The following is a 20,603-nucleotide window of genomic DNA, read 5'->3' as shown; positions in this document are numbered from 1 at the left end:
TACCGCATCATAGAGTAAAACCACCCGTGGCAGGGGTGCCCTGCGCGTTACATCTGTTTAAACAGATAGGCGTACTGACGCGCCACCGGCAAGGTCTCGGAGCGATTGCGCAGCTTGAGCGCGAGCCGCCCCAGCGACTGGTTCACGGCACTGGCCACGCAGTCGATATTGACCACCGTGCCGCGATGGATCTGCCAGAAGCGCTCGGGGTCCAGCTGCTGCGACAGCTCGCGCAGGCTGGTGCGGATCAACGCCTCGCCGCTGGCGGACACCACGTTGACGTACTTGTCCGTCGCCTCCAGGTAGATCACCTCATCCACCGGAATGATGCGGATCTCCTGGCCGACCAGCGCCTTGATAAAGCGCAGGTAGCCATGTTGCGGCGCGCCCGCCAGCGCATGCTGCCCGGGCCCGCCGCCTGGCTCCATGGTCTCCAGGCGCGCCAGCAGCTGCGCCAGGCGATCGGTATCGAGGGCGGCGCCGCCCTCCTCGCTGGCCTGCGCCTGGGCCGCCAGCCTCGCCTTGAGGCGGTGCACCGTGGCCTCAAGCCGCTCGGGCTGCACCGGCTTGAGCACGTAATCGACCGCCTCGCGCTCGAAGGCTTCCAGCGCGAACTGGTCGTATGCCGTGACGAACACCACCAGCGGCGGCGGATCGAACTCCATCAGCTCGCGCGCCACGTCCATGCCGCTCATGCCTGGCATGCGGATATCGAGAAACGCGACCTGGGGCTGGTGCTGGCGGGCCGCCTCCAGCGCGGACACGCCGTCATGGACCACGCTGACGATCTGCGCCTCGGGCCAGAGGCTGGACAATTCGGCATGCAAGGCGCGCGCGAGCAGCGGCTCGTCGTCGGCGATCAACAGGGTCGGGGCCATGGAAACGGTAGTAAGGGGCGGATGGGTCGATGCAGTCTAAGCAGTCGAAGAAGTCGAAGCGGCTAAGCAGCGAGGTGCGTCAAGAATGGGAAATGCCTTGCGTGGCAGCGCTCACAGGGGGGATGGCGCGCGCGCCGGCAGCCTTGCCCGCGGGCACCGGCACGGGGGCGTGGGCGGCGGCAGGCGCCGCCGTGCGCACAACGGGTAACGTCAGCCGGACGATCACGCCGCGTGGCGTGTTTTCTTCCATCTGCATGCTGGCCGCCGCCCCGAAAATCCGCGCCAGCCGCTCGCGCACATGGGTCAGCCCGAGGCCGGAGCCCTTGGTCACGGCATGTCCGAAGCCTACCCCGCTGTCGGTGATGACAACCTGCACCGCGTTGTCACCCTGCGCCCGGGCCGACAGCACGATCCTGCCGCCATGCATGCACGGTTCGATGCCGTGGCTGACCGCGTTCTCCACCAGCGGCTGGATCAGCATGGGCGGGATCTCCACCTCCGCCAGTTCGGGCGGAAGCTCGATCTCATAGGCCAGGCGCGTGCCGAAACGCAGCGCCTGGATGTCCAGGTAGCTGCGCAGCAACTCGAACTCCTGGCGCAGCGTGCATTGCTCGGCGCGCGTGTGGGACAGCGACATGCGCAGGAAGCCGATCAGCCGCTGCAGCAGGCGCCTTGCGGCCTGCTGGTCGGTGGCAATCAGGCAATCCAGGTTGGCCAGGGAGTTGAACAGGAAATGCGGCTCGATCTGCGCCTGCAGGGCCATCAGCTGCGCGCGCACCAGCTGCTTCTCGGCCTCTTCGCGCTGCAGCGCGTCGAGCGCGGCCTGCCGCTCGAGATGGGCGAGCTTCTCGCGCGACCAGTAGAAGTAAATCATGCTGGCCGATGCAAGCATGCCCACTACCAGGCACATGCGCAGCATATCGGTTGCTTCCTCGAAGGACTTCGCCGGCTCGCTCAGTACCACGCGCGTGGTCCAGCTGCCCATGATCACGCCCAGCGGCACGGCAACGGCGGTCAGGCACAGGAAGGGCCAGCGCCTGGGACGATCATTCCACCAGATCAGTACGCGGGCGATGTCGATCAGCAGCCAGATCGACAGGCCGATAAGTTGACTGTAGACGAAGTTGTGCCACAGCGAGCCGCCCGTGCGGAAACCGTAGTTCAGGCTGACTGCGATGATGGTGTTCGCGCACAGCACGAACACCAGGTCGCGCGCGAGGATCGAGATCCTGGAGGGAATGGCGGCGGGACAGCGATCCAGCGCTTTCATAGGGGCAAGGTCGAGGATGACTGATCGTTATTGTAAAGGCCGGTCACTGGCGCCGGCAGCCGTCGCCCGGCTCGCATATACGCTGCGACACGTTGGCGTCATCCATCGCGGGATTGGCGCCGTGGCCGTGCAACGCGGCCCACCACTGCCCGGACAGGACATAGCGCGGAAACGTGATCCATTGCTCGGCCAGGATGCGCTGCGCCACGTCGAGCGGGCCGACGAACGGCTCGGGCCTGACCGCCTCGAGCCGGTGCCCGCGCCCTTGCAGCATCATCGACAAGGCCATGCACAGCACGCCAAGCCCTACCGCGGGCACGGATAGCGACAGCACGCCATAGGCCAACAGCACATTGCCGGCCATGAACATCGGCACCGCGACAATGTGCAGCAGCAGGCTGCGCGGGTGATTGTGATTGCGGGCGTAGCCGTGCCATTGCCAGCTCAGCAGCCCTTGCGGGCGCGCGCTCATGGCTTCGGGCCGCGCTGGTCGACGCGCCGCCAGGCCAGGCGGCGCACAAGCACGATGGCGCCCAGCGCGATCAGCAGCACGGGCCAGCCATCCCGCACCAGATAAGCCGGCAGCAGGCCGCCGTTTTGCGCGAGGAACACCGCGCCCAATGCAATCAGGATGATCGGGGCGATCAGCCCCCTGCCGCCACGGCCTTGCTTCATCTCGCTCTCCTCTCGTGCCGACCCGCGCACCGTCGATATTGCGGTGCATCAAGCCATGTGACGGTATCAGCGTATTCCGCCACGGACAGTTGTGACTTTACGCGGACACCTGCCGGGACGAAAGTGGCGTGCGACGAATGGAGAGCGGATGGCGCGAAACGCGAGGATGCGGCGCGATCGGCACCGGAGCACTCAGGCCCCGCAAGCCCGGGCCGTCAAGCCTCGACCACCTGCCCGCCTGCCGGCTCGGACAGCGCGCTGCTGACCGTGTCGCGCGAGAGGTGCGGCGCGAACATGTTGATGAAAGCGTGCGCGTAGCCGCGCAGGTAGGCGCCGCGGCGCACGGCCACGCTGGTGGTGTTGGGCTCGAACAGATGGTCGGCCGCGATCCGCACCAGCCCGGCGTCCTTGCGTTCGTCGTAGGCCATCGAGGCGATGATGCCCACGCCCAGCTCCAGCTCCGCGTAGGTCTTGATGACGTCCGCGTCCATCGCGGTCAGCACGATCTCCGGCTGCAGGCCGGCGGCCGCAAAGGCGTCGTCGATCTTGCGGCGCCCGGTGAAGCCGGCGTCGTAGGTAATGATCGGGAAGGCGGCGATGTCTTCCAGCGTCGGCTCAGGCAGGTGCGTCAGCGGATGATCCGGCGAAACCACCAGCACGTGGCGCCAGGTATAGGCCTCGAACGAGGTCAGCCCGGCCTCGCTGGCCACCGCCTCGGTTGCAATGCCGATATCAGCCTGGCCGCTCAGCACCAGTTCCACGATATGCGCGGGCGAGGCCTCCTGCAGCGCCAGCGTCACATGGGGGTAGGCGCGGCGGAAGCTCTGCACCACTTTGGGCAAGGCATAGCGCGCCTGGGTGTGGGTGGTGGCCACCGTCAGGCGGCCGGTATGGCGCCCGGCGAATTCGTCGCCCGCCTGGCGCAGGTTCTCGGCCTCGAGCAGCAGGCGCTCGACGATGCGCACGATTTCGCGCCCGGGCTCGGTCAGGCCGGTCAGGCGCTTGCCGTAGCGCTCGAAGATCTCGACGCCGAGCTCTTCCTCCAGCTCGCGGATCTGGCGCGAGACGCCGGGCTGCGAGGTATAGAGCGCATTGGCCACCTCGGTCAGGTTGAATTGGCGGCGCACCGCCTCGCGGATGGAACGCAGTTGCTGGAAGTTCATTGTGCGGCTCCTGCCGGCGTGCCCCTGGCGCTAGCCGGGGCGGATGCATGGGGTTGGACGAAGACACGCAGCCGGCGCGGCCGCACGGCGAGCAGCTCGCCCTCGCGGAAGCCCTGGTGGCGGAAGCGCTCGAGCGGCAGCGCCACTTCGATGACTTCCTGGGTGTCTTCACGTTCCAGTTCGAGCTGGGCCACGGGGCCCAGGGTGAGCGCGCGGCGCAGCGTCACGGCAATGCCGTCGGTGCCGGGCGAATAGCGCTCGAGGTCGAGATCGTGCGGGCGGACATAGGCCACGGCGTCGCCGGCGGTCTCATGGCCGCTGCCGATCACCGGCAGGATCGAGTCGCCGGTATGCAGCAGGCCGCCCCGCTCCCCGACCTCAAGCCGGCCGTGGAACAGGTTGACGTTGCCGAGAAATCCGAACACGAACGGCGTGGCCGGATGGTTGTAGACCGCCTCCGGCGTGCCCGCCTGCTCCACATGGCCACGGTTCATCAGCACCACCTGGTCGGCCACTTCGAGCGCCTCTTCCTGGTCGTGGGTGACGAACACGCTGGTGACATGGAGCTCGTCGTGCAGGCGGCGCAGCCAGCGGCGCAGTTCCTTGCGCACCTTGGCGTCGAGCGCGCCGAACGGCTCGTCGAGCAGCAGCACGCGCGGCTCCACCGCCAGCGCGCGGGCCAGTGCGATACGCTGGCGCTGCCCGCCGGACAACTGCGGCGGATAGCGGTCGGCCAGCCAGTCGAGCTGCACCAGTTCCAGCAGCGCGCGCACCTTGTCGCGGATCTGCGCCTCGCCGGGGCGCTCGGCGCGCGGCTTGACGCGCAGGCCGAAGGCCACATTCTCGAACACCGTCATGTGCTTGAACAGCGCGTAATGCTGAAACACAAAACCGACCTGGCGCTGGCGCACGTGCTGGTGCGAGGCATCGCGCCCCTCCAGCAGGATCTGGCCGGCGTCCGCGCGTTCCAGGCCGGCGATGATGCGCAGCAGCGTGGTCTTGCCACAGCCCGAGGGCCCCAGCAACGCCGTCAGCTGGCCTTCATCGAAATCGAGGGTGACGTCGTCGAGCGCGACGAAATTGCCGAAATGCTTCTGCACATTCTTGACCTGGATGCTCATGATGCCTGTCCTTGCAATTTGCCAGCGCTCGGGTTCTCCGGCGCAAAGTTCTCGTCTTCCCTGTGCTCGCGGCTGGCGCGGTACTCCACCAGCGTCTTGATGCCGAGCGTGACCAGGGCCAGCAGTGTGAGCAGCGACGCCACCGCAAAGGCGGCCGCGAAGTTGTATTCGTTGTAGAGAATCTCCACGTGCAGCGGCATGGTGTTGGTCAGGCCGCGGATATGGCCCGACACCACCGAGACCGCGCCGAACTCGCCCATCGCCCGCGCATTGCACAGGATCACGCCATACAGCAGGCCCCAGCGGATATTGGGCAGCGTGATGCGGCGAAAGGTCTGCCAGCCCGAGGCGCCCAGCACGATGGCGGCCTCCTCCTCCTCGCTGCCCTGCGCCTGCATCAGCGGGATCAACTCGCGCGCCACAAAGGGAAAGGTGACGAAGATGGTGGCCAGCACGATGCCCGGCACCGCGAACATGATCTTGATGTCGTGCGCCTCCAGCCACGGCCCCAGCCAGCCCTGCGCGCCGAACAGCAGCACATAGACCAGGCCGGAGATCACCGGCGACACCGAGAACGGCAGGTCGATCAGCGTGGTCAGCAGGCTCTTGCCGCGGAAATCGAACTTGGCGATGGCCCACGCCGCCGCCACGCCGAACACCACATTGAGCGGCACCGCGATGGCGGCCACCAGCAGCGTGAGCTGGATCGCGACCACGGCATCGGGCTCCACCAGCGCATCGAAGTAAGTCTGCACGCCTTTGCGCAGCGCTTCATAGAACACTGAAGCCAGCGGAATGAACAGGAACAGCGCGAGGAACAGCACCGCGACCGCGATCAGGGTGTAGCGCACCCACGGCGCTTCACCCGTGGCATCCCGGAGTTGCGTGGCGGCGGGGGCGGCACGGCCGCCCAGGCCCTTGGTAACGACGCCGGCCATTTCAGCTCTCCTTGTCCGGCGAGACGGACGCACGCACTGCCTGGTGGTGACGGCGTGTCCACGCTTGCAGCAGGTTGATCAGCAGCAACAACGCGAAGGAGATCACCAGCATCACCACCGCCACCGCGGTAGCGCCCGCGTAGTCGTATTGCTCCAGCTTGGAATAGATCATCAGCGGCGCGATCTCGGAGACCATCGGCATGTTGCCGGAGATGAAGACCACCGAGCCGTACTCGCCGGTGCCGCGTGCGAACGACAGCGCAAACCCGGTCAGCAGCGCCGGCAGGATGGTTGGCAGGATCACGCGGACAAAGGTCTGCAAGCGCGTGGCGCCCAGGCTGGCCGCAGCTTCTTCCAGCTCCTGCTCCGCGTCCTCAAGTACTGGCTGCACCGTGCGCACCACGAACGGCAGCCCGATAAAGGTCAGCGCCACCACCACGCCCAGCGGGGTGAAAGCCACCTTGATGCCCAGCGGCTCCAGGTAGCGGCCGATCCAGCCGTTGCCGGCGAACAGCGCAGTCAGCGCGATGCCGGCCACTGCGGTAGGCAGGGCAAAGGGCAGATCGACCAGCGCATCGACCAGGCGCTTGCCGGGAAAGCGGTAGCGCACCAGCACCCAGGCCACGATCAGCCCGAACACCGTGTTTACGATGGCGGCGATCAGCGAGGCGCCGAAGCTCAGTTGCAGGGAGGCGACCACCCGGGGCGAGCTCACTGCGGCCCAGAAGGCCTCCCAGGTCATGGTGAAGGTCTTGAGGAAGGTGGCCGACAGCGGGATCAGGACGATCAGCGTCAGGTAGAACAGCGTGAAGCCCAGCGAAAGGCCAAAGCCTGGGAGCACGGTAAAGCGCTGCTTGCCTGGCTTGGGCGGCGCGCTCTTGCGCGCTTGTGGGGCATCCGGTCTCGCCGGGGGCGGATTGTCCGCCAGGGAAATCGAGGGTGGCATGTTGTCTCGTCTGTGCCGTCAGTGTGTATCCGCCCCCGGAGAATGGCTTCCGAGCGGGATTCGCCGGAAACCGAAGCAGCGGGGGCGGCTTCTTTATGACGCCGGCGCATAACACACCGGCCTACGAGACAAATTCTGCAGATGCCGCCTTATAAACAGAACGAATCTTTACGTATGTTCTTAGGCGTTTTAGATATAAGGAAACGTGGACGACACTTCCAGCCCGCCGTCCCAAGGCCCGGCGCGGTCGCCGGACGGGCCGGCGCTGCCGTCGGCCTCGATCCGCTGGATCAAGGTATCGAGCAAGGCAAGCCCCTCGGGCCACTGGCCAAGCCCGGAATCGGCGTTAATGTGACCCAGCATGCCCGCATCATGAAGCTCGCTGCCCCACAGCGTGCCCCAGCTGAACGCGGTGCGCTGCTGCATCCAGGGATCGTTGCGGCTGGCCACCAGGATGGTGGGAAACGGCAGCCGGTACGCGGGCAGCAGCCCGGCCACGCCAAACTTGTCGGGGTCGGCCGGCGCCACCAGCACCGCGCCCGCGATGCCCTCGGGGTCGAGCGCTGCCTGGCGCAAGGTGGCCAGGCAGCCAAAACTGTGCGCCACCAGGATGGCCCCGCGCGGGGCCACGCGCTGCGCCCGCATGATGCTTTCCGACACGCGCTCGGCCCACAGCGGCAGGCTCGGGCGCGACCAGTCGTGCTGCTCCACGCGCTGCCAGTCCGGGAAGCGCTGCTCCCAACGGCTTTGCCAGTGGCCCGGGCCACTGCCATGCAACCCCGGCACCGTCAGGATCTGCAAGCCCTTGGGCACCTTCAACCGTACGTCGGCGGGTCGCGCGCTTGCGCCCGCCTGGCCGCCGCGCTGCTCCCGCGCGGCCGGCCTCTTCGTCTGCGTCATGTCGGCTCCTTGGTCAACGCCATGGGACGCCGCCGGATCCGCTCCGGGACATCCCGCCCTTGAACTCCTGACTGCCCGCCTCGCCGGACACTGCATGCAGCTGGCGCGCGCTCACCGCCGAGCCGGTGAAGCTGCCCTGCCCCAGCACGATGCCGGCTGCCTGCAGCCGCTCGGCGTTCTCGGCATTCTCCAGCCGGCGCCCGATCAGCGTCACGCCGGCGCTGTCGGCGCTGGCCTGCAGCCCCGCCAGCTGGCGGTCGGTCCAATTGCGGTGCATGTCCAGCTTGAGCCAGTCGGGCAGCGCGTGCGCCATCAGCGCACCGGCCTCCGCCGGGTCCGATGCCTGCAGGCTCACCGCAAAGCCGTTGCGGCGGTAGTTGCCCACCACGTGCAGCAACAGCGGCAGATCATCGTTGGCGCTGGCCGGCACCTGGATCACGAACCGGTCCAGCGGCAGGCCGAGCGACTGCAGCGCGCGCCGGAAGGCCGCGCCGTGATCGTCGGCCACGGCGGCCAGCAGCCGGTTGTGCACGTTGAGCACCAGCTTGCGATCGCCATCGGCCGCGAAATAATTGATGGCATGCACCAGGCGCGAGAGCCGGTCGAGCGAGACCAGCGAGGCATCGTCCGCCGCCATCGCAAACAGCTTCCATGCGCTCAGGCCGACGCCGTCGCCGGCGTAGGTGCGCAGCGTGCCTTCGTGCGCCACCACGTCGCGGCTGGACAGGGTGATGAGCGGCTCGAACGCGCTGGTCAGCGAGCAGTTATAGAACTGGCCCTGCACCTGCCCACGCGCGTCGCGCCACAGCTGGCGATCGCTCTCGGGGCGGCGCGGCAGCCCTTCCAGGTAGTGGGTGAGCGCCGTCAGTGCCGCGCCTGCTTCGTTCGCGCTTGCCATTGCGATTTCCTTTGCGTTGCGCTTGCGCCTCGGGCGAGGCATCAAAGCTTGGCCAGGGATACCTCGGTAGCCTTGACCAGGGCAACGACTTCGCTGCCGATGGCAAGGCCGAGATCCTTGACCGAGCGGGTGGTGATGACCGAGGTGACGATGCCGGCCGGCGTCTCGACGTCGACCTCCGAGACCACAGGGCCTTCGATGATGGCGGCAACCTTGCCGCGGAACTGGTTACGTACGTTGATCGCCTGAATGCTCATGATAGAAGTTCCTTTGCGTGAGTGAAAATGAGAAATGCGTAAAACCCTGGTTCAGCGGATGGCCCCCGCGCGGGTGAGTGACGTTGCACTCTCACCTATGGCTGCCACCGCTTGCGCGGGTTGCGCCGGCTTCGCTCGAGGCTGGCCGCGCGGCCTATGTTTCATACTTGTTTGCTGCTAGCCTGGCGTGCTTGCGCCGCGGCCAACGCCCTAGATTGCCCAGCGCACTGAATCGAACGTGCGCGCCACCGACCAGTCCACCGCGGGCAACAATGCTTGCCCGTGCCGGCTCTCATCGGCAGCCGGCGTGCCCTCACGCCGCATCACCCGGCGCAGCACCGCGTCCTCGAGTTGCGCGAACGCCGCCGAGCCGCGCTGGCGCGGACGCGGCAGCGCCACCCTCTGGTCCAGCGCGATGCGGCCGTCTTCGATCAGCACCACGCGGTCGGCCAGTGCTACCGCTTCCGATACATCGTGGGTGACCAGCAGCGCCGTGAAGCCCAGGCGTTGCCACAAGGCTTCGATCAAGCCCTGCATCTCGATGCGGGTCAGTGCATCCAGCGCGCCCAGCGGCTCGTCCAGCAGCAGCAAGCGCGGGTGATGCACCAGCGCGCGCGCCAGTGCCACACGCTGGCGCTGGCCGCCCGACAGGCGCGCCGGCCACTCGCCCGCGCGTTCGGCCAGGCCGACCTGGCCCAGCACCCTGGCCGCATCGGCCAGCCGCGCGCGCGGCAGCCCCAGCGCCACGTTGTCCAGCACCGTCTTCCAAGGCAGCAGGCGAGCGTCCTGGAACATCACCCGGAGCGCCTCGCGCTGCTTGTTGCCAGGCGCGCCGTCCAGCGTCACGCCACCGCCGTCGCTGTCTTCCAGGCCGCCCACCAGCCGCAACAAGGTGCTCTTGCCGCAACCGCTGCGGCCCACGATGGCGAGGAACTCGCCGGGCGCGGCCTGCAGGTCGATGCCGTGCAGCACCTCGCGCCCGCCGTAGCGCTTCACCACCTGCTGCACGCGCAGCGCGAGGCCTTTGCCATCCTGGCTGGCAGGCACATCGGCCAGCGCGGCTTGCTCGATCGGGTTGCTTTGCATATCGGGTTCTCCTTGGCCGGCGGCGCTCAGTGCGCCTGGTAGCCGGGGTGCCAGCGCAGCCAGAACCGCTCCAGCCCGCGTGACAGCAGATCCGCCAGCTTGCCCAGCAGCGCGTAGAGCAGGATGCCCACCAGCACGACATCGGTCTGCAGGAACTCGCGCGCATTCATGGTCATGTAGCCGATGCCCGACTGCGCCGAGATGGTCTCGGCCACGATCAGGATCACCCACATCAGGCCGAGCGAGAAACGCACGCCGACCAGGATGTTGGGCAAGGCGCCCGGCAGGATCACCTCGCGGTAAAGGCGCCAGCCCGACAGTCCATAGCTCTTCGCCATCTCGATCAGCCCGGGGTCGACCGCGCGGATGCCGTGGTACGTGTTCAGGTAGATCGGGAAAAACACACCCAGCGAAACCAGGAACAGCTTGGCGGTCTCGTCGATGCCGAACCACAGGATCACCAGCGGGATCAGCGCCAGCGGCGGAATGTTGCGCACCATCTGCAAGGTGCTGTCGAGCAGGGTCGCAGCCGGCCGGAAGGTGCCCGTCAGCAAGCCCAGCGCTAGCCCGAAGCCACCGCCGATGGTGAAGCCAAGCACGGCGCGCCAGGTACTGACCCACACGTGGCGCCACAGCTCGCCGGTCACGGACAGGCCCCAGGCGGCCTTCACCACGTCGAGCGGCGCCGGCAGGATGCGGTTGGACAGCCAGCCCAGCTGCGAGGCCAGCTGCCACGCCGCCACCAGCAGCACTGGCACGATCCAGGGCGCGGCCGAGCGAGCGGCATGGCGCAGCCAGTCAGGGTTGCGCGCGGGCAGGGTCAAGGGAGCAGACATGGTTGCCTCCTACCCGCGCGCCGCGCGCGGCACGATGCCGGTTGCCATGACTTCGCCGACAGGGCCGGACAGCACCTTGCCATGCAGCTTGTCGCGCACCGAGCGCGGCAGCAGCGGAAAGACCAGCTCGGCGAAGCGATAGGCTTCCTCCAGATGCGGGTAGCCGGACAGCACGAAGGTATCGATGCCCAGCGCCGCGTACTCCTTGATGCGCGCCGCCACGATGTGCGGGTCGCCCACCAGTGCCGTGCCCGCGCCGCTGCGCACCAGGCCCACGCCGGCCCACAGGTTGGGGCTGATCTCCAGCTCCGCGCGGCTGCGTGCGCCGCCACCGGCATGCAGCGCGGCCATGCGGCGCTGCCCTTCGGAATCCATCTTGCCGATCGCCGCCTGCGCGCGCGCCACCGTCGCATCGTCGAGCTTGCTGATCAACTGGTCGGCCGCGGCCCATGCCTCGTCCTCGGTCTCGCGCACGATCACGTGCAGGCGGATGCCGAACTTCACGCTACGCCCGTGGCGCGCCGCGCGCTGGCGCACGTCGGCGAGTTTCCTGGCGACCTCCGCCGGCGGCTCGCCCCAGGTCAGGTAGGTATCCACCTGCTCGGCCGCGAGCTCATGCGCGGCAGCCGAGGAGCCACCAAAGTACACCGGCGGATGCGGGCGCTGCAGCGGCGGGAACAACACCTTCGCGCCCTTGACCTTGAGATGCTTGCCCTCATAGTCGAGCTCGGCGCTTTCATGGCTGGCGGCCAGCACTTCACGCCAGATACGGATGAACTCGGCGCTGGCTTCGTAGCGCTCGGCATGGTCCAGGAACAGGCCATCGCCCTCCAGCTCTGACGCGTCGCCGCCCGTCACCAGGTTCACCAGCAGGCGTGCGCCCGACAGGCGGTCGAATGTCGCCGCCATGCGCGCGGCCAGCGTGGGCGCCATCAGCCCCGGGCGCACCGCCACCAGGAAGCGCAGCCGGGCGGTGACCGCTGCCAGCGTGGAGGCCACCACCCACGGATCCTCGCAGGAGCGGCCGGTGGGAATCAGCACGCCTTCGTAGCCAAGCGTATCGGCCGCGGTAGCGATCTGCTTCAGGTAATCGATATTGACCTCGCGCGCCCCTTCGGAGGTGCCGAGGTAGCGGCTGTCGCCGTGCGTGGGGATAAACCAGAAGACCTGCATGTCCGTGCCTCTTCAGCGCTGTTTGTGGATCGTGGCCGTCCGGCCCTCGCCTGCCGCCGGCTATGTCCTACTTCTTGCCAGGCTGGTAGACCTGGTCGAACGAGCCACCGTCGGCGAAGTGCGCCTTCTGCGCTTTCTGCCAGCCGCCAAAGGCCTCATCGATGGTGAACAGCTTGACCTTGGGGAAGTTGCTCGCGTACTTGGCGGCAATCTTCTCCGAGATCGGGCGGTAGTAATTCTTGGCCGCGATTTCCTGGCCCTCGTCGGTGTACAGGAACTGCAGGTAGGCTTCGGCCACCTTGCGCGTGCCCTTCTTGTCCACCACCTTGTCCACCACCGCCACCGGCGGCTCGGCCAGGATGGAGATTGACGGCGCGACGATGTCGAACTTGTCCGGGCCCAGTTCCTTGATCGCCAGGATGGCCTCGTTTTCCCAGGCAATCAGCACATCGCCCAGGCCGCGCTCGACAAAGGTGGTGGTGGCGCCGCGGGCGCCGGAATCCAGCACCGGCACATTCTTCAGCAACTGGCCGACGAACTCCTTGGCCTTTTGCTCGTTGCCGCCCGGCTGGCGCAGCGCGTAGCCCCAGGCCGCCAGGTAATTCCAGCGCGCGCCACCCGAGGTCTTCGGGTTAGGCGTGATCACCTGCACGCCAGGCTTGACCAGGTCGTTCCAGTCCTTGATGCCCTTGGGATTGCCCTTGCGCACCAGGAACACGATGGTCGAGGTATAGGGCGACGCATTGTGCGGCAGGCGCTTTTGCCAGTCCGGCTTGAGCAAGCCCTTCTCGGCGATGGCGTCGATGTCATAGCCCAGCGCCAGCGTGACCACATCCGCATCCAGCCCATCGATCACCGAACGCGCCTGCTTGCCCGAGCCGCCATGCGACTGGCGGATGGTCAGCGCATCGCCGCCCCTGGCCTTCCAGGCCTTGGCAAAGGCGGCATTCACGTCCACATACAGCTCCCGCGTGGGATCGTACGAAACGTTCAGCAGGGCGGTGTTGGCCCAGGCGGTCTGGGTGGAACCGATGACGGCCAGTGCCGCGAGTCCGATGGCCAGCTTGCGAATCATGTGTCTTGCTCCCGTATTCTCGTCGTGAAATGGCGCATTCGCGCCGCGTTTCATGGCCTTCCTTGTGTGGGAAGGCTTGCGTCAGGGATGAAGACTACCGAGGGGGCTATCTGAAAGGAACGAATGGTTTCGCCGATCCTTGCACGTTTTCCGCATAAGATTCGACGGAAATATGAACATGCCGGAGGGGGTGGTAGCGCGGCTCGCAGCGGCAAGGCGCTTGCACCGGCCACCACGAAATGCGCATCAAATGACACATCATGCAGGTGAGGCAAACTCACGAGCCAACTGCTAGCATGTCCGACATTCAGCGGCATGCCGCATGCAGCCGCCCTGCCCGCTTGAGCCCGGTTCCACGCGTCACCGGCGTGTTTCGCTTTCCAGGGGACATGCCTTCTGTAGTCCAACGCAGCAAAACAAGACCATGACGGGAGAAGACAGATGATGAACATCAGAACTCTGGGGATGCTCGCGGGCGTCGGCCTATCGATCGCCTCCGGCGCCGTGCTGGCGCAGAACAGCGGCCTCACGCGCACGATTGTCGGCAAGGAAGATGTTTCCGTGCCGGGGCGCGAAGCGGTCGTGGCGCGCGTGGAGCTGGCGCCAGGGATCCATGCCGGACGGCATACGCACCCGGGAGACGAGATCAGCTATGTGGCCGAGGGGCAGGCCGAGTTGCTGGTCGAGGGGCAGCCACCTCGCCTCGTCAAGGTGGGCGAGTCGTTCGTGGTGCCCGCAGGAGTTGTACATGACGCCCACAATTCCGGCACGACACCGACCCGGCTGATTGGCGTGTACGTTGTCGAGAAGGGCAAGCCGCTGGCCACGCCGGCACCCTGAGTTCGCCGCAGCGGCATCCCAGGGCGGCCAGCACACTAACCTGTATCGACGCTGGCCGCCCCGGCTCACAACCTGGACATTGCCGTCAGCGGCCTGCGCTGTTGACGCGGGCCGGCCACTGTCCATCGGCGATCAGCGCGCGAACCGTTTCCATCAGCAGATCCAGCAACGCAGAGACCGCGATCGACCTGAGCAAGCGAGCCTTCGAGATGGGCCTGGTTATCGAGTCCGGTTCAACGCCGCAGGCACGCGACGCACACGTGAGCAGTGAGATCGCCAAATGGCAGATCGTCGCGCGGGCGGCCGATATCGAGGATGCAATGAAGCATGACCCGACCTGACGTTGCAAGCGCATTCGACCCCAGCCGACACCGCATGCGCGCACAGCGGTGTTTCGAGGATTTCGCCGTTGGGGAGCGCTTCGTACTGCCATCCCGCACCATGACCGATGCCATGTTTGCCGTATTCCAGCTCGCCAGCGGCGATAGCCATCCCGTGCACTGTGACGTGGAATACTGCCGCGCGCGCCCTGAGCCGCCGTGGCTACCCGGCGATACAATTCCGCTGGTCTTGCTCACCCATCACACCGACACGGGATTGTGCCGCCCTTACCTGCCGCCTTTGGCGTGGCGCAGCGCCGGCAACATCTCGGCAGGCTCCGGCCGGTGCGTGTAGTCAGGATTGACCTCGGCATACAGGATGGTCCCATCCTGCCCGATCACGTAGCGCGCCGGCATCGGCAGCGTCCAGCTCGCGTCGCCGTTGAAGGCCGGCAGGTCGTTCTTCAGTTGCTTGTACAGATCCACCAGATAGTTCGGCAGTGCGAAGCGCAAGCCAAACGCGGCAGCCACGTCGTTATGCGTGTCGCTGAGGATGGGGAAGCTGAGCTTGTTGGTGCGCACGGACTTGCGGCTATTGACCGCGTTCTGCGGCGAAATGGCCACCACGCTGGCGCCGGCTTCCCTGAACACCGGCACGGCCTCTTCCAGCGCCTGCAGTTCCATATTGCAATACGGGCACCACACCCCGCGGTAGAAGCTGACGATGAGTGGCCCTTGCGCCAGTAGCTCCTCCGAGGAAACCGGTGCGCCCTCCGGGTCCGTCAGCGTGAAGACGGGCGCCGTGTCCCCCGCCTTCAGCGCGCGGCCTGCTTGTCCCGAGGCAATCAATTGAGCCGTAGCCCGTTCCATGATGGGATGGATTTCCGGCGGTGCGAAATACGGCGCCTTGCCGGCCTTGAAGTCCGCCTTGATGGCGTCGAGTTTTTGCTGCAGTGACATGCTGACTACTCCATCTGATCCAAGTAAGCTGCTCGATGCGAAGGTGCACGTTGCTGGAATCATGTTCGGTCAAGCTGCTTCCCGCCGGTAGGCGAGCCGCGGGAATATGATTCATTCTTTCCGGACATAACCCGGCGGCAATCCAATGAGAGGAAGCGCATCGTGGACAGGATGACTGCCATGGAAACACTGGTTGCCGTCGTCGAGGCAGGCTCTTTCTCGGGCGCCGCGCGGCTGCTGAAGGTCGGGCAGCCGTCCGTATCGAAATCGGTCGCACAACTGGAAGCACAGCTCGGCGTGCGGCTGCTCGTGCGGTCCACCCGCGGCCTGTCGCCGACCGAAGCAGGAAAGAATTTCTACGAGCACGCCAAGCGCGCGATCGAGGAAGCGGATGCCGCGGAGCATGCGGCCAGGGGCTCGGGCGCCAGTCTTTCCGGCCGTCTGCGCGTGACCGCGGCCGTCACCTTCGCGCGGCTGCATATCGTGCCGCACCTCAAAGCCTTCCTGGCCGAGCATCCGCAACTGGTGGTGGACGTGCTGCTGGAGGATGGCAATATCGACCTGCTCGAGCATGGAGTGGATGTCGCCCTGCGCATGGGCGCGTTGCGAGATTCGGCCATGACCGCCAGGAAGATCGCGCAAAGCCAGCGGGTCGTGGTCGGCACGCCGCGCTACTTCACCGCTGCCGGCGAGCCAAAGGTGCCCGCCGACTTGCTCGCGCATGAGGCCATCGTCTACGACCGCGAGGGCGGCGGCGATGCCTGGGCGTTTCGCCGCGACGGCGCCGAGGTATCCGTCGAGGTGTCCGGCCGCTTGTGGGTCACGGCCGCCGAGGGCGTGCGTGCCGCAGTGCTCGCGGATATCGGTGTGGCGATCGGCTCCGAATGGATGTTCGCGCCGGAACTGGCCAGCGGCGAAGTCAGGCAGGTGCTCGCCGGATGGACGCTGGCACCGGTCGACCTCTGGGCGATATTTCCGACCGGCCGCATGGCCAGCGCGAAGGTGAGAGCTTTTGTCGCGTTCGTGGAAGCGGCACTGCGCCGCGACATCGCTTAGCGAAGAGAAAAAAACGGATGCCGCAGCGTCAGCACGATGCGCTCGGTCTGGCTAGCCAGCGCGCCAAGGAACACGCAGGGACCGAGATGCCCAACCGGGTCCGGATAGTCGGCGCTGTTCAGCGGCACGTCGCGCACCCACAGTGCGCGGAATCCGAGCACGTCGGCGAGCTTGGCCGGCGCCGCCTGCTCGCGGAAGTCCGCGACGACCTGGCCCACAACCGGGCGAGCCGGACCATTAGGAACCGATAGCGCCGGGCGGACAAGCGACAAGAAAAAGCCCGCCCCACTTGCGTGGCGCGGGCCAAGTTTCCGTATTCTGGAAACGGGTAGACAAGTCATGAAGAGCGCCCCCGCATCTCCATGACGGAAATCATCTTAGCGGGCGGCACCATCCTGGTCCTTGACCCACATCAAATGGCCGTCTGGTTTGTGCTGTGGTGGTGCAAAGGTAGTGCGAAGGCAGTGCGGCGCTTGTATGGAGATTGTACGGATTTGCCGGCGTCAAGCCAGGTCATCCAGCTTGACCGCAAAGCCGCGCTGCACGCCGGGACGCGCAAACAGGGCGTCGTACCAGCGCCTGACATTGGGAAACTGCGCCAGCGAGACCTGATGGCGCTCGTGGCGCCAGGCCCAGCCCAGGATCGCGAAATCCGCCACCGACAGGTCGCCGGCCACATACTCCACCTGCGCCAGGCGCCGGTCCAGCACGCCGTACAGGCGCCGCGTTTCCTCCGAGTAGCGCTTGAGCCCATAGTGCCGGTCGGCCTCCGCCTCGACCGTGCGGAAGTGATGCACCTGGCCCGGCATGGGCCCGAAGCCACCCATCTGCCACATCAGCCACTCCAGCACCGGCACACGGTCACGCAAGCTCGCGGGCAGGAACTTGCCGGTCTTCTCGGCCAGGTAAAGCAGGATCGCGCCGGATTCGAAGACGCTGATCGGCTGCCCATCGGGGCCATCCGCATCGACGATGGCCGGGATCCGGTTGTTGGGGCTGATGCGCAGGAAATCCGGTTGGTGTTGCTCGCCCTTGGTGATATTGACGGTCTTGACGGCATACGGCAGCGCCATTTCCTCGAGCGCGACACTGATCTTGCGGCCGTTCGGCGTATTCCAGGTGTGCAGGGTGATAGTCATGGGAATCGGTTCGTGATGAGGGGATCCAGGCTCAGCTCAAGGGCGCCGCAACGTATTGGCGGAAGCCGGCGCGCTCGCTCACTTGCGCATACCAGCGTTCGAGATTGGGCAGCGCGGGACGATCGATCTGGCCATCCAGGCCGAACCAGCGGCGTGCGTAGGCGCCCAGCACCAGGTCGGCCAGCGTGAAGACGCCGCCCTCCATATAGTCGCGGCCTTCCAGGTGCTGATCGAGCATGCGCCACAGGCCTGCCACCACGCCGGCCTCAGCCGTCAGGCGAGCCACATCGCGTTCGGCGGCGGGCGTACGCACAAAGCCCCAGAAGACCGGCCGTTCGGCCGGCTGCAAGGTCGACAGCGACCAGTCCAGCCATCGGTCCACGCTGGCGCGCACCTTTGGCCCGGCCGGGTACAGCGCACCTGCCTTGCCATACTCCATGGCGAGGTAGCGCAGGATGGAGTTCGACTCCCACAGCACAAAATCGCCATCCATGATCGTCGGGACGCGCCCGTTGGGATTCATGGCGAGATAGCGGGGCTCGTTGTTGCCGCCGAACTGCATGCCGGCGTCGATCCGCTGGAACGGCAAGCCAAGTTCTTCGCAACCCCACAGTACCTTTTGCACATTGACCGAATTCGCACGGCCCCAGATCGTCAGCATTCGATGTATTCCCGTTGGAGAGTCCCGCGTTTCGCGCAATCTTCAACGATACACCAAGGTGCGGACCGGAGCCTCGGCCGGGTCGTTACCGCTGCGGCATATCCGCCGCCGAATACCCCAGGCTGACCGTGGCATCCTCCGGAATCGGCGGCATGCCCGCATTCCACGCCAGCCAGGCCTCGCGCATCGCCGCCAGCCGCTGGGGTTCGCGCTTCGCCAGGTTGGCGCGCTCGCGCTCATCGCGGCTGAGATCGAACAGGTACTCGTGTCCGTCCACCTGCAGATACTTCCAGTCGCCGTCGCGCAGCGCGCGCTGGTCGCGGTGGTTCATGCGCCAGTGCAGCGGGCGGTGGAAGCGGTGCGCCGCATCGCGCAGCAACGGCATCAGCGACACGCCGTCCAGCGGGTAGCCGGGATCGGCCTGCACGCCCGCCGCATCCAGCATCGTGGCCGACCAGTCCATCGTCATGCAGTGCTGCGCGCTGGTGCCTCCCGGCGCGATCATCGCGGGCCAGTGCGCGATCCATGGCACACGGATGCCGCCCTCGGTCAGGTCCATCTTGCCGCCCACCAGCGGCCAGTTGTCCGAGAAGCGCTCACCGCCGTTGTCGCTGGTGAAGACGATCAGGGTGTTGTCGAGCTGGCCGAGCTGGCGCAGCGCCTGCACCAGCCAGCCGATGCCCTCGTCCATGTGGCCGATCATGCGCCGGTAGGTGTGGATGTTGCCGCCATCGAGATGGAACAGGTTGTTGCTGACCTGCGGCGCCAGCGCGGCGTCGTCGCGGGTTTCCCACGGCCAGTGCGGCGCGGTGTAATGCAGGCTCAGGAAAAACGGCGCGCCCTCCCCGCTCATGCGCGTCACGTAATCCACCGCGCGCCGCGACAGCAGATCGGTCAGGTAGCCGGGCTCCTGATGTTCCGCGTCGTTGTGCCACAGATCGTGACGGCCGCTGGAATCGCAATGCGTGAAGTAATCGACACCGCCCGCCATGGGGCCAAAAAACGCCTGATAGCCCGACAGCAGCGGGCCGAATGCCGGCGCAAAGCCCAGGTGCCATTTGCCGATCAATGCCGTGCGATAGCCCTGCGCCCGCAGCAGCGAGGGCAAGGTGGGATGCGCTGGCGGCAGGCCCAGCGCGCTGCTGCCACGGCTTTTGCTGTTGATCGGCTCCTCGGCCGCGCCGCGCAGCCGGTACTGGTAGCGCGCCGTCATCAGTGCAAAGCGCGTGGGAGAGCACACCGGCGAGTTGGCATAGCCCTGCGTCAGCATCAGGCCGTTGGCGGCCAGGCTGTCGAGCACCGGAGACACCGGCTCGCGCCCGCCATAGCAGCCCAGGTCCGCGTAGCCGAGATCGTCGGCGACGATATAGATCAGGTTCGGTTTCATTCGACTTTCATGCCGGTGGCAACGATGAGTTGACGATATCGCTCGGACAGGTCCGACAACCGCCGCGCGGCGGCCGCGCCGGTGATGGCTTCGGGCTGTAGGTCCAGCGCCTGCATGCGAGCCTGCACATCGGGCCGCGCGAGCGCGTCGGCGATGGCGCGCTCGAGCACGCGCACCACCGGCTCCGGCGTGGCCGCCGGCACCATCGCCACATACAGTACCTCATGCTCCAGCTCCTTCATGCCAAGCTCGGCCACGGTAGCAATGCCCGGCGCCAGCCGCGAGCGCTGGTGGCTGGTCACCGCCAGCGCCGTCACCTTGCCCGCCTTGACGAAGGGCAGCATGCTGGGCGTGGCCAGGATGCCGCCATCCACCTCGCTGCCCACCACTGCGGTCACCGCCGGCGTGCTGCCCTTGTAAGGCACGTGGTTCAGCTTGAGGCCGGTGGCGCGCTGGAACTCCTCGATGGCCAGGTGGCCCGGGCTGCCGCTACCTCCCGAGCTGAAGTTCAGGCGCTTCGCCTTGGCCTGTTTGACCAGGTCCGGCAGCGAAGCGATGCCCGACGACGGGGACGTGCCTACCAGCAACCCCGAACTGGCCAGTATCATCAGGGGCTTGAGCTCGCCAGGCCGGAACGGCATGGCGCCGTAGATATGCGGATTGACGGTAAAAGTGGTATCGATGCCGAACAGCACCGCATAGCCATCGGCCGGGCTCTTGGCCACCGCCCCCGCGCCCAGGTTGCCGCCCGCCCCCGGCTTGTTCTCGACCACGAAGGCCTGCTTGAGCTCGCCCTGCAGCACCTCGGCCACTGAACGGGCCAGCAGGTCGGACGGGCCACCCGGCGGGAACGAGTTGACGAAGCGCACCGGCTTGGCCGGATAGCGCTCCTGGGCGTGCGCGGCGAGTCCCGGCGCGCAGAGCAGGAGCGCAAGGGTTGCGGCCCGCAGCGGGGCGGCAAGGCGATGGAACATGGCGTGGTCTCCGTTGTTATGCATGCACTGGCATTGGGGCGCCTCGTGGC

Annotated in this window: 23 protein-coding genes and 2 pseudogenes; 4 read left to right on the top strand and 21 right to left on the bottom strand. The window is 66.7% G+C overall.

All coding sequences use genetic code 11. The features are described from left to right. Positions 1-47 precede the first annotated feature (47 nt). The 15 genes from AC1RWI_RS14390 to AC1RWI_RS14320 form a co-directional block, all read right to left on the bottom strand. Positions 48-878 (bottom strand): LytR/AlgR family response regulator transcription factor, encoded by an 831-nt coding sequence (locus tag AC1RWI_RS14390; RefSeq protein ID WP_043347088.1) that lies wholly within the window; start codon positions 876-878, stop codon positions 48-50. A gap of 79 nt (positions 879-957) precedes the next feature. Next, positions 958-2,148, bottom strand: a complete 1,191-nt coding sequence (locus AC1RWI_RS14385) for a sensor histidine kinase (protein ID WP_492867092.1) — start codon at positions 2,146-2,148, stop codon at positions 958-960. 43 nt (positions 2,149-2,191) lie between these two features. Then, positions 2,192-2,620: a terminase gene (locus tag AC1RWI_RS14380; RefSeq protein WP_492867090.1), complete on the bottom strand. Its 429-nt coding sequence runs from the start codon at positions 2,618-2,620 to the stop codon at positions 2,192-2,194. Beyond that, a complete protein-coding gene (locus tag AC1RWI_RS14375; protein ID WP_043347092.1) occupies positions 2,617-2,823 on the bottom strand; it encodes a LiaI-LiaF-like domain-containing protein in 207 nt (68 codons plus the stop codon). The genes AC1RWI_RS14380 and AC1RWI_RS14375 overlap by 4 nt, the downstream gene beginning before the upstream one ends. 215 nt (positions 2,824-3,038) lie before the next feature. Continuing rightward, on the bottom strand, positions 3,039-3,986 hold the full coding sequence (locus AC1RWI_RS14370; protein ID WP_492867088.1) for a CysB family HTH-type transcriptional regulator: 948 nt from the start codon (positions 3,984-3,986) through the stop codon (positions 3,039-3,041). Then, a complete protein-coding gene (locus AC1RWI_RS14365; protein ID WP_043347095.1) occupies positions 3,983-5,107 on the bottom strand; it encodes a sulfate/molybdate ABC transporter ATP-binding protein in 1,125 nt (374 codons plus the stop codon). The genes AC1RWI_RS14370 and AC1RWI_RS14365 overlap by 4 nt, the downstream gene beginning before the upstream one ends. Continuing rightward, positions 5,104-6,045 (bottom strand): sulfate ABC transporter permease subunit CysW, encoded by a 942-nt coding sequence (gene cysW / locus AC1RWI_RS14360; RefSeq protein ID WP_492867085.1) that lies wholly within the window; start codon positions 6,043-6,045, stop codon positions 5,104-5,106. The genes AC1RWI_RS14365 and cysW overlap by 4 nt, the downstream gene beginning before the upstream one ends. A 1-nt stretch (position 6,046) precedes the next feature. Beyond that, on the bottom strand, positions 6,047-6,991 hold the full coding sequence (gene cysT / locus AC1RWI_RS14355; protein ID WP_043347100.1) for a sulfate ABC transporter permease subunit CysT: 945 nt from the start codon (positions 6,989-6,991) through the stop codon (positions 6,047-6,049). Positions 6,992-7,180: 189 nt separating this feature from the next. After that, positions 7,181-7,891 (bottom strand): RBBP9/YdeN family alpha/beta hydrolase, encoded by a 711-nt coding sequence (locus AC1RWI_RS14350; protein ID WP_236701910.1) that lies wholly within the window; start codon positions 7,889-7,891, stop codon positions 7,181-7,183. 13 nt (positions 7,892-7,904) lie between these two features. After that, positions 7,905-8,789: an EAL domain-containing protein gene (locus tag AC1RWI_RS14345; protein WP_492867083.1), complete on the bottom strand. Its 885-nt coding sequence runs from the start codon at positions 8,787-8,789 to the stop codon at positions 7,905-7,907. A gap of 41 nt (positions 8,790-8,830) precedes the next feature. Next, positions 8,831-9,046, bottom strand: coding sequence for a TOBE domain-containing protein (locus AC1RWI_RS14340; protein WP_017224957.1), 216 nt, complete (start codon positions 9,044-9,046; stop codon positions 8,831-8,833). 210 nt (positions 9,047-9,256) lie between these two features. Next, positions 9,257-10,132 carry an ATP-binding cassette domain-containing protein gene (locus tag AC1RWI_RS14335; RefSeq protein WP_492867080.1) on the bottom strand — a complete coding sequence of 292 codons (876 nt, stop codon included), beginning with the start codon at positions 10,130-10,132 and terminating at the stop codon, positions 9,257-9,259. Between the two features lie 26 nt (positions 10,133-10,158). Next, positions 10,159-10,968, bottom strand: coding sequence for an aliphatic sulfonate ABC transporter permease SsuC (ssuC, locus tag AC1RWI_RS14330; RefSeq protein ID WP_043347110.1), 810 nt, complete (start codon positions 10,966-10,968; stop codon positions 10,159-10,161). Between the two features lie 9 nt (positions 10,969-10,977). Next, complete coding sequence (gene ssuD, locus AC1RWI_RS14325) at positions 10,978-12,141, bottom strand: FMNH2-dependent alkanesulfonate monooxygenase (RefSeq protein ID WP_492867078.1); 1,164 nt, start codon at positions 12,139-12,141, stop codon at positions 10,978-10,980. A 67-nt stretch (positions 12,142-12,208) separates the two neighbouring features. Beyond that, positions 12,209-13,216: a sulfate ABC transporter substrate-binding protein gene (locus tag AC1RWI_RS14320; protein WP_492867076.1), complete on the bottom strand. Its 1,008-nt coding sequence runs from the start codon at positions 13,214-13,216 to the stop codon at positions 12,209-12,211. A 465-nt stretch (positions 13,217-13,681) separates the two neighbouring features. Between AC1RWI_RS14320 and AC1RWI_RS14315 the strand changes: the two genes are divergently transcribed. The 3 genes and pseudogenes from AC1RWI_RS14315 to AC1RWI_RS14305 all read left to right on the top strand — a co-directional run. Next, positions 13,682-14,056, top strand: coding sequence for a cupin domain-containing protein (locus AC1RWI_RS14315; protein ID WP_419188885.1), 375 nt, complete (start codon positions 13,682-13,684; stop codon positions 14,054-14,056). Between the two features lie 209 nt (positions 14,057-14,265). Next, a complete protein-coding gene (locus AC1RWI_RS14310) occupies positions 14,266-14,397 on the top strand; it encodes a hypothetical protein (RefSeq protein WP_492867074.1) in 132 nt (43 codons plus the stop codon). Further along, positions 14,384-14,602: pseudogene (locus AC1RWI_RS14305) on the top strand (dehydratase); the annotation flags it as partial. The gene AC1RWI_RS14310 and the pseudogene AC1RWI_RS14305, both read left to right, overlap by 14 nt. Before the next feature lie 62 nt (positions 14,603-14,664). Here AC1RWI_RS14305 and AC1RWI_RS14300 read toward each other — a convergent pair. Continuing rightward, on the bottom strand, positions 14,665-15,336 hold the full coding sequence (locus AC1RWI_RS14300) for a peroxiredoxin-like family protein (RefSeq protein ID WP_043347119.1): 672 nt from the start codon (positions 15,334-15,336) through the stop codon (positions 14,665-14,667). Positions 15,337-15,498: 162 nt separating this feature from the next. On the opposite strand from AC1RWI_RS14300, the gene AC1RWI_RS14295 reads away from it, so the two are divergent. Continuing rightward, positions 15,499-16,392: a LysR family transcriptional regulator gene (locus AC1RWI_RS14295; protein ID WP_043347121.1), complete on the top strand. Its 894-nt coding sequence runs from the start codon at positions 15,499-15,501 to the stop codon at positions 16,390-16,392. 14 nt (positions 16,393-16,406) lie between these two features. On the opposite strand, the pseudogene AC1RWI_RS14290 reads toward AC1RWI_RS14295, so the two are convergent. The 5 genes and pseudogenes from AC1RWI_RS14290 to AC1RWI_RS14270 form a co-directional block, all read right to left on the bottom strand. Further along, positions 16,407-16,733 (bottom strand): annotated as a pseudogene (locus AC1RWI_RS14290) (hypothetical protein); the annotation flags it as partial. Between the two features lie 162 nt (positions 16,734-16,895). Next, complete coding sequence (locus tag AC1RWI_RS14285; RefSeq protein ID WP_043347127.1) at positions 16,896-17,531, bottom strand: glutathione S-transferase family protein; 636 nt, start codon at positions 17,529-17,531, stop codon at positions 16,896-16,898. A gap of 31 nt (positions 17,532-17,562) precedes the next feature. Further along, the gene (locus AC1RWI_RS14280; RefSeq protein WP_043347130.1) at positions 17,563-18,192 is read right to left on the bottom strand and encodes a glutathione S-transferase family protein; all 630 of its coding nucleotides are present in this window, start codon (positions 18,190-18,192) and stop codon (positions 17,563-17,565) included. Positions 18,193-18,277: 85 nt separating this feature from the next. Further along, positions 18,278-19,579, bottom strand: a complete 1,302-nt coding sequence (locus AC1RWI_RS14275) for a sulfatase family protein (protein WP_043347133.1) — start codon at positions 19,577-19,579, stop codon at positions 18,278-18,280. Beyond that, the gene (locus AC1RWI_RS14270) at positions 19,576-20,553 is read right to left on the bottom strand and encodes a Bug family tripartite tricarboxylate transporter substrate binding protein (protein ID WP_043347136.1); all 978 of its coding nucleotides are present in this window, start codon (positions 20,551-20,553) and stop codon (positions 19,576-19,578) included. Before AC1RWI_RS14270 ends, AC1RWI_RS14275 begins: the two co-directional genes overlap by 4 nt. Positions 20,554-20,603 lie beyond the last annotated feature (50 nt).

Source organism: Cupriavidus sp. MPR-AND1C, from assembly GCF_058809705.1.
This window is presented reverse-complemented; position numbering and strand designations above follow the sequence as displayed.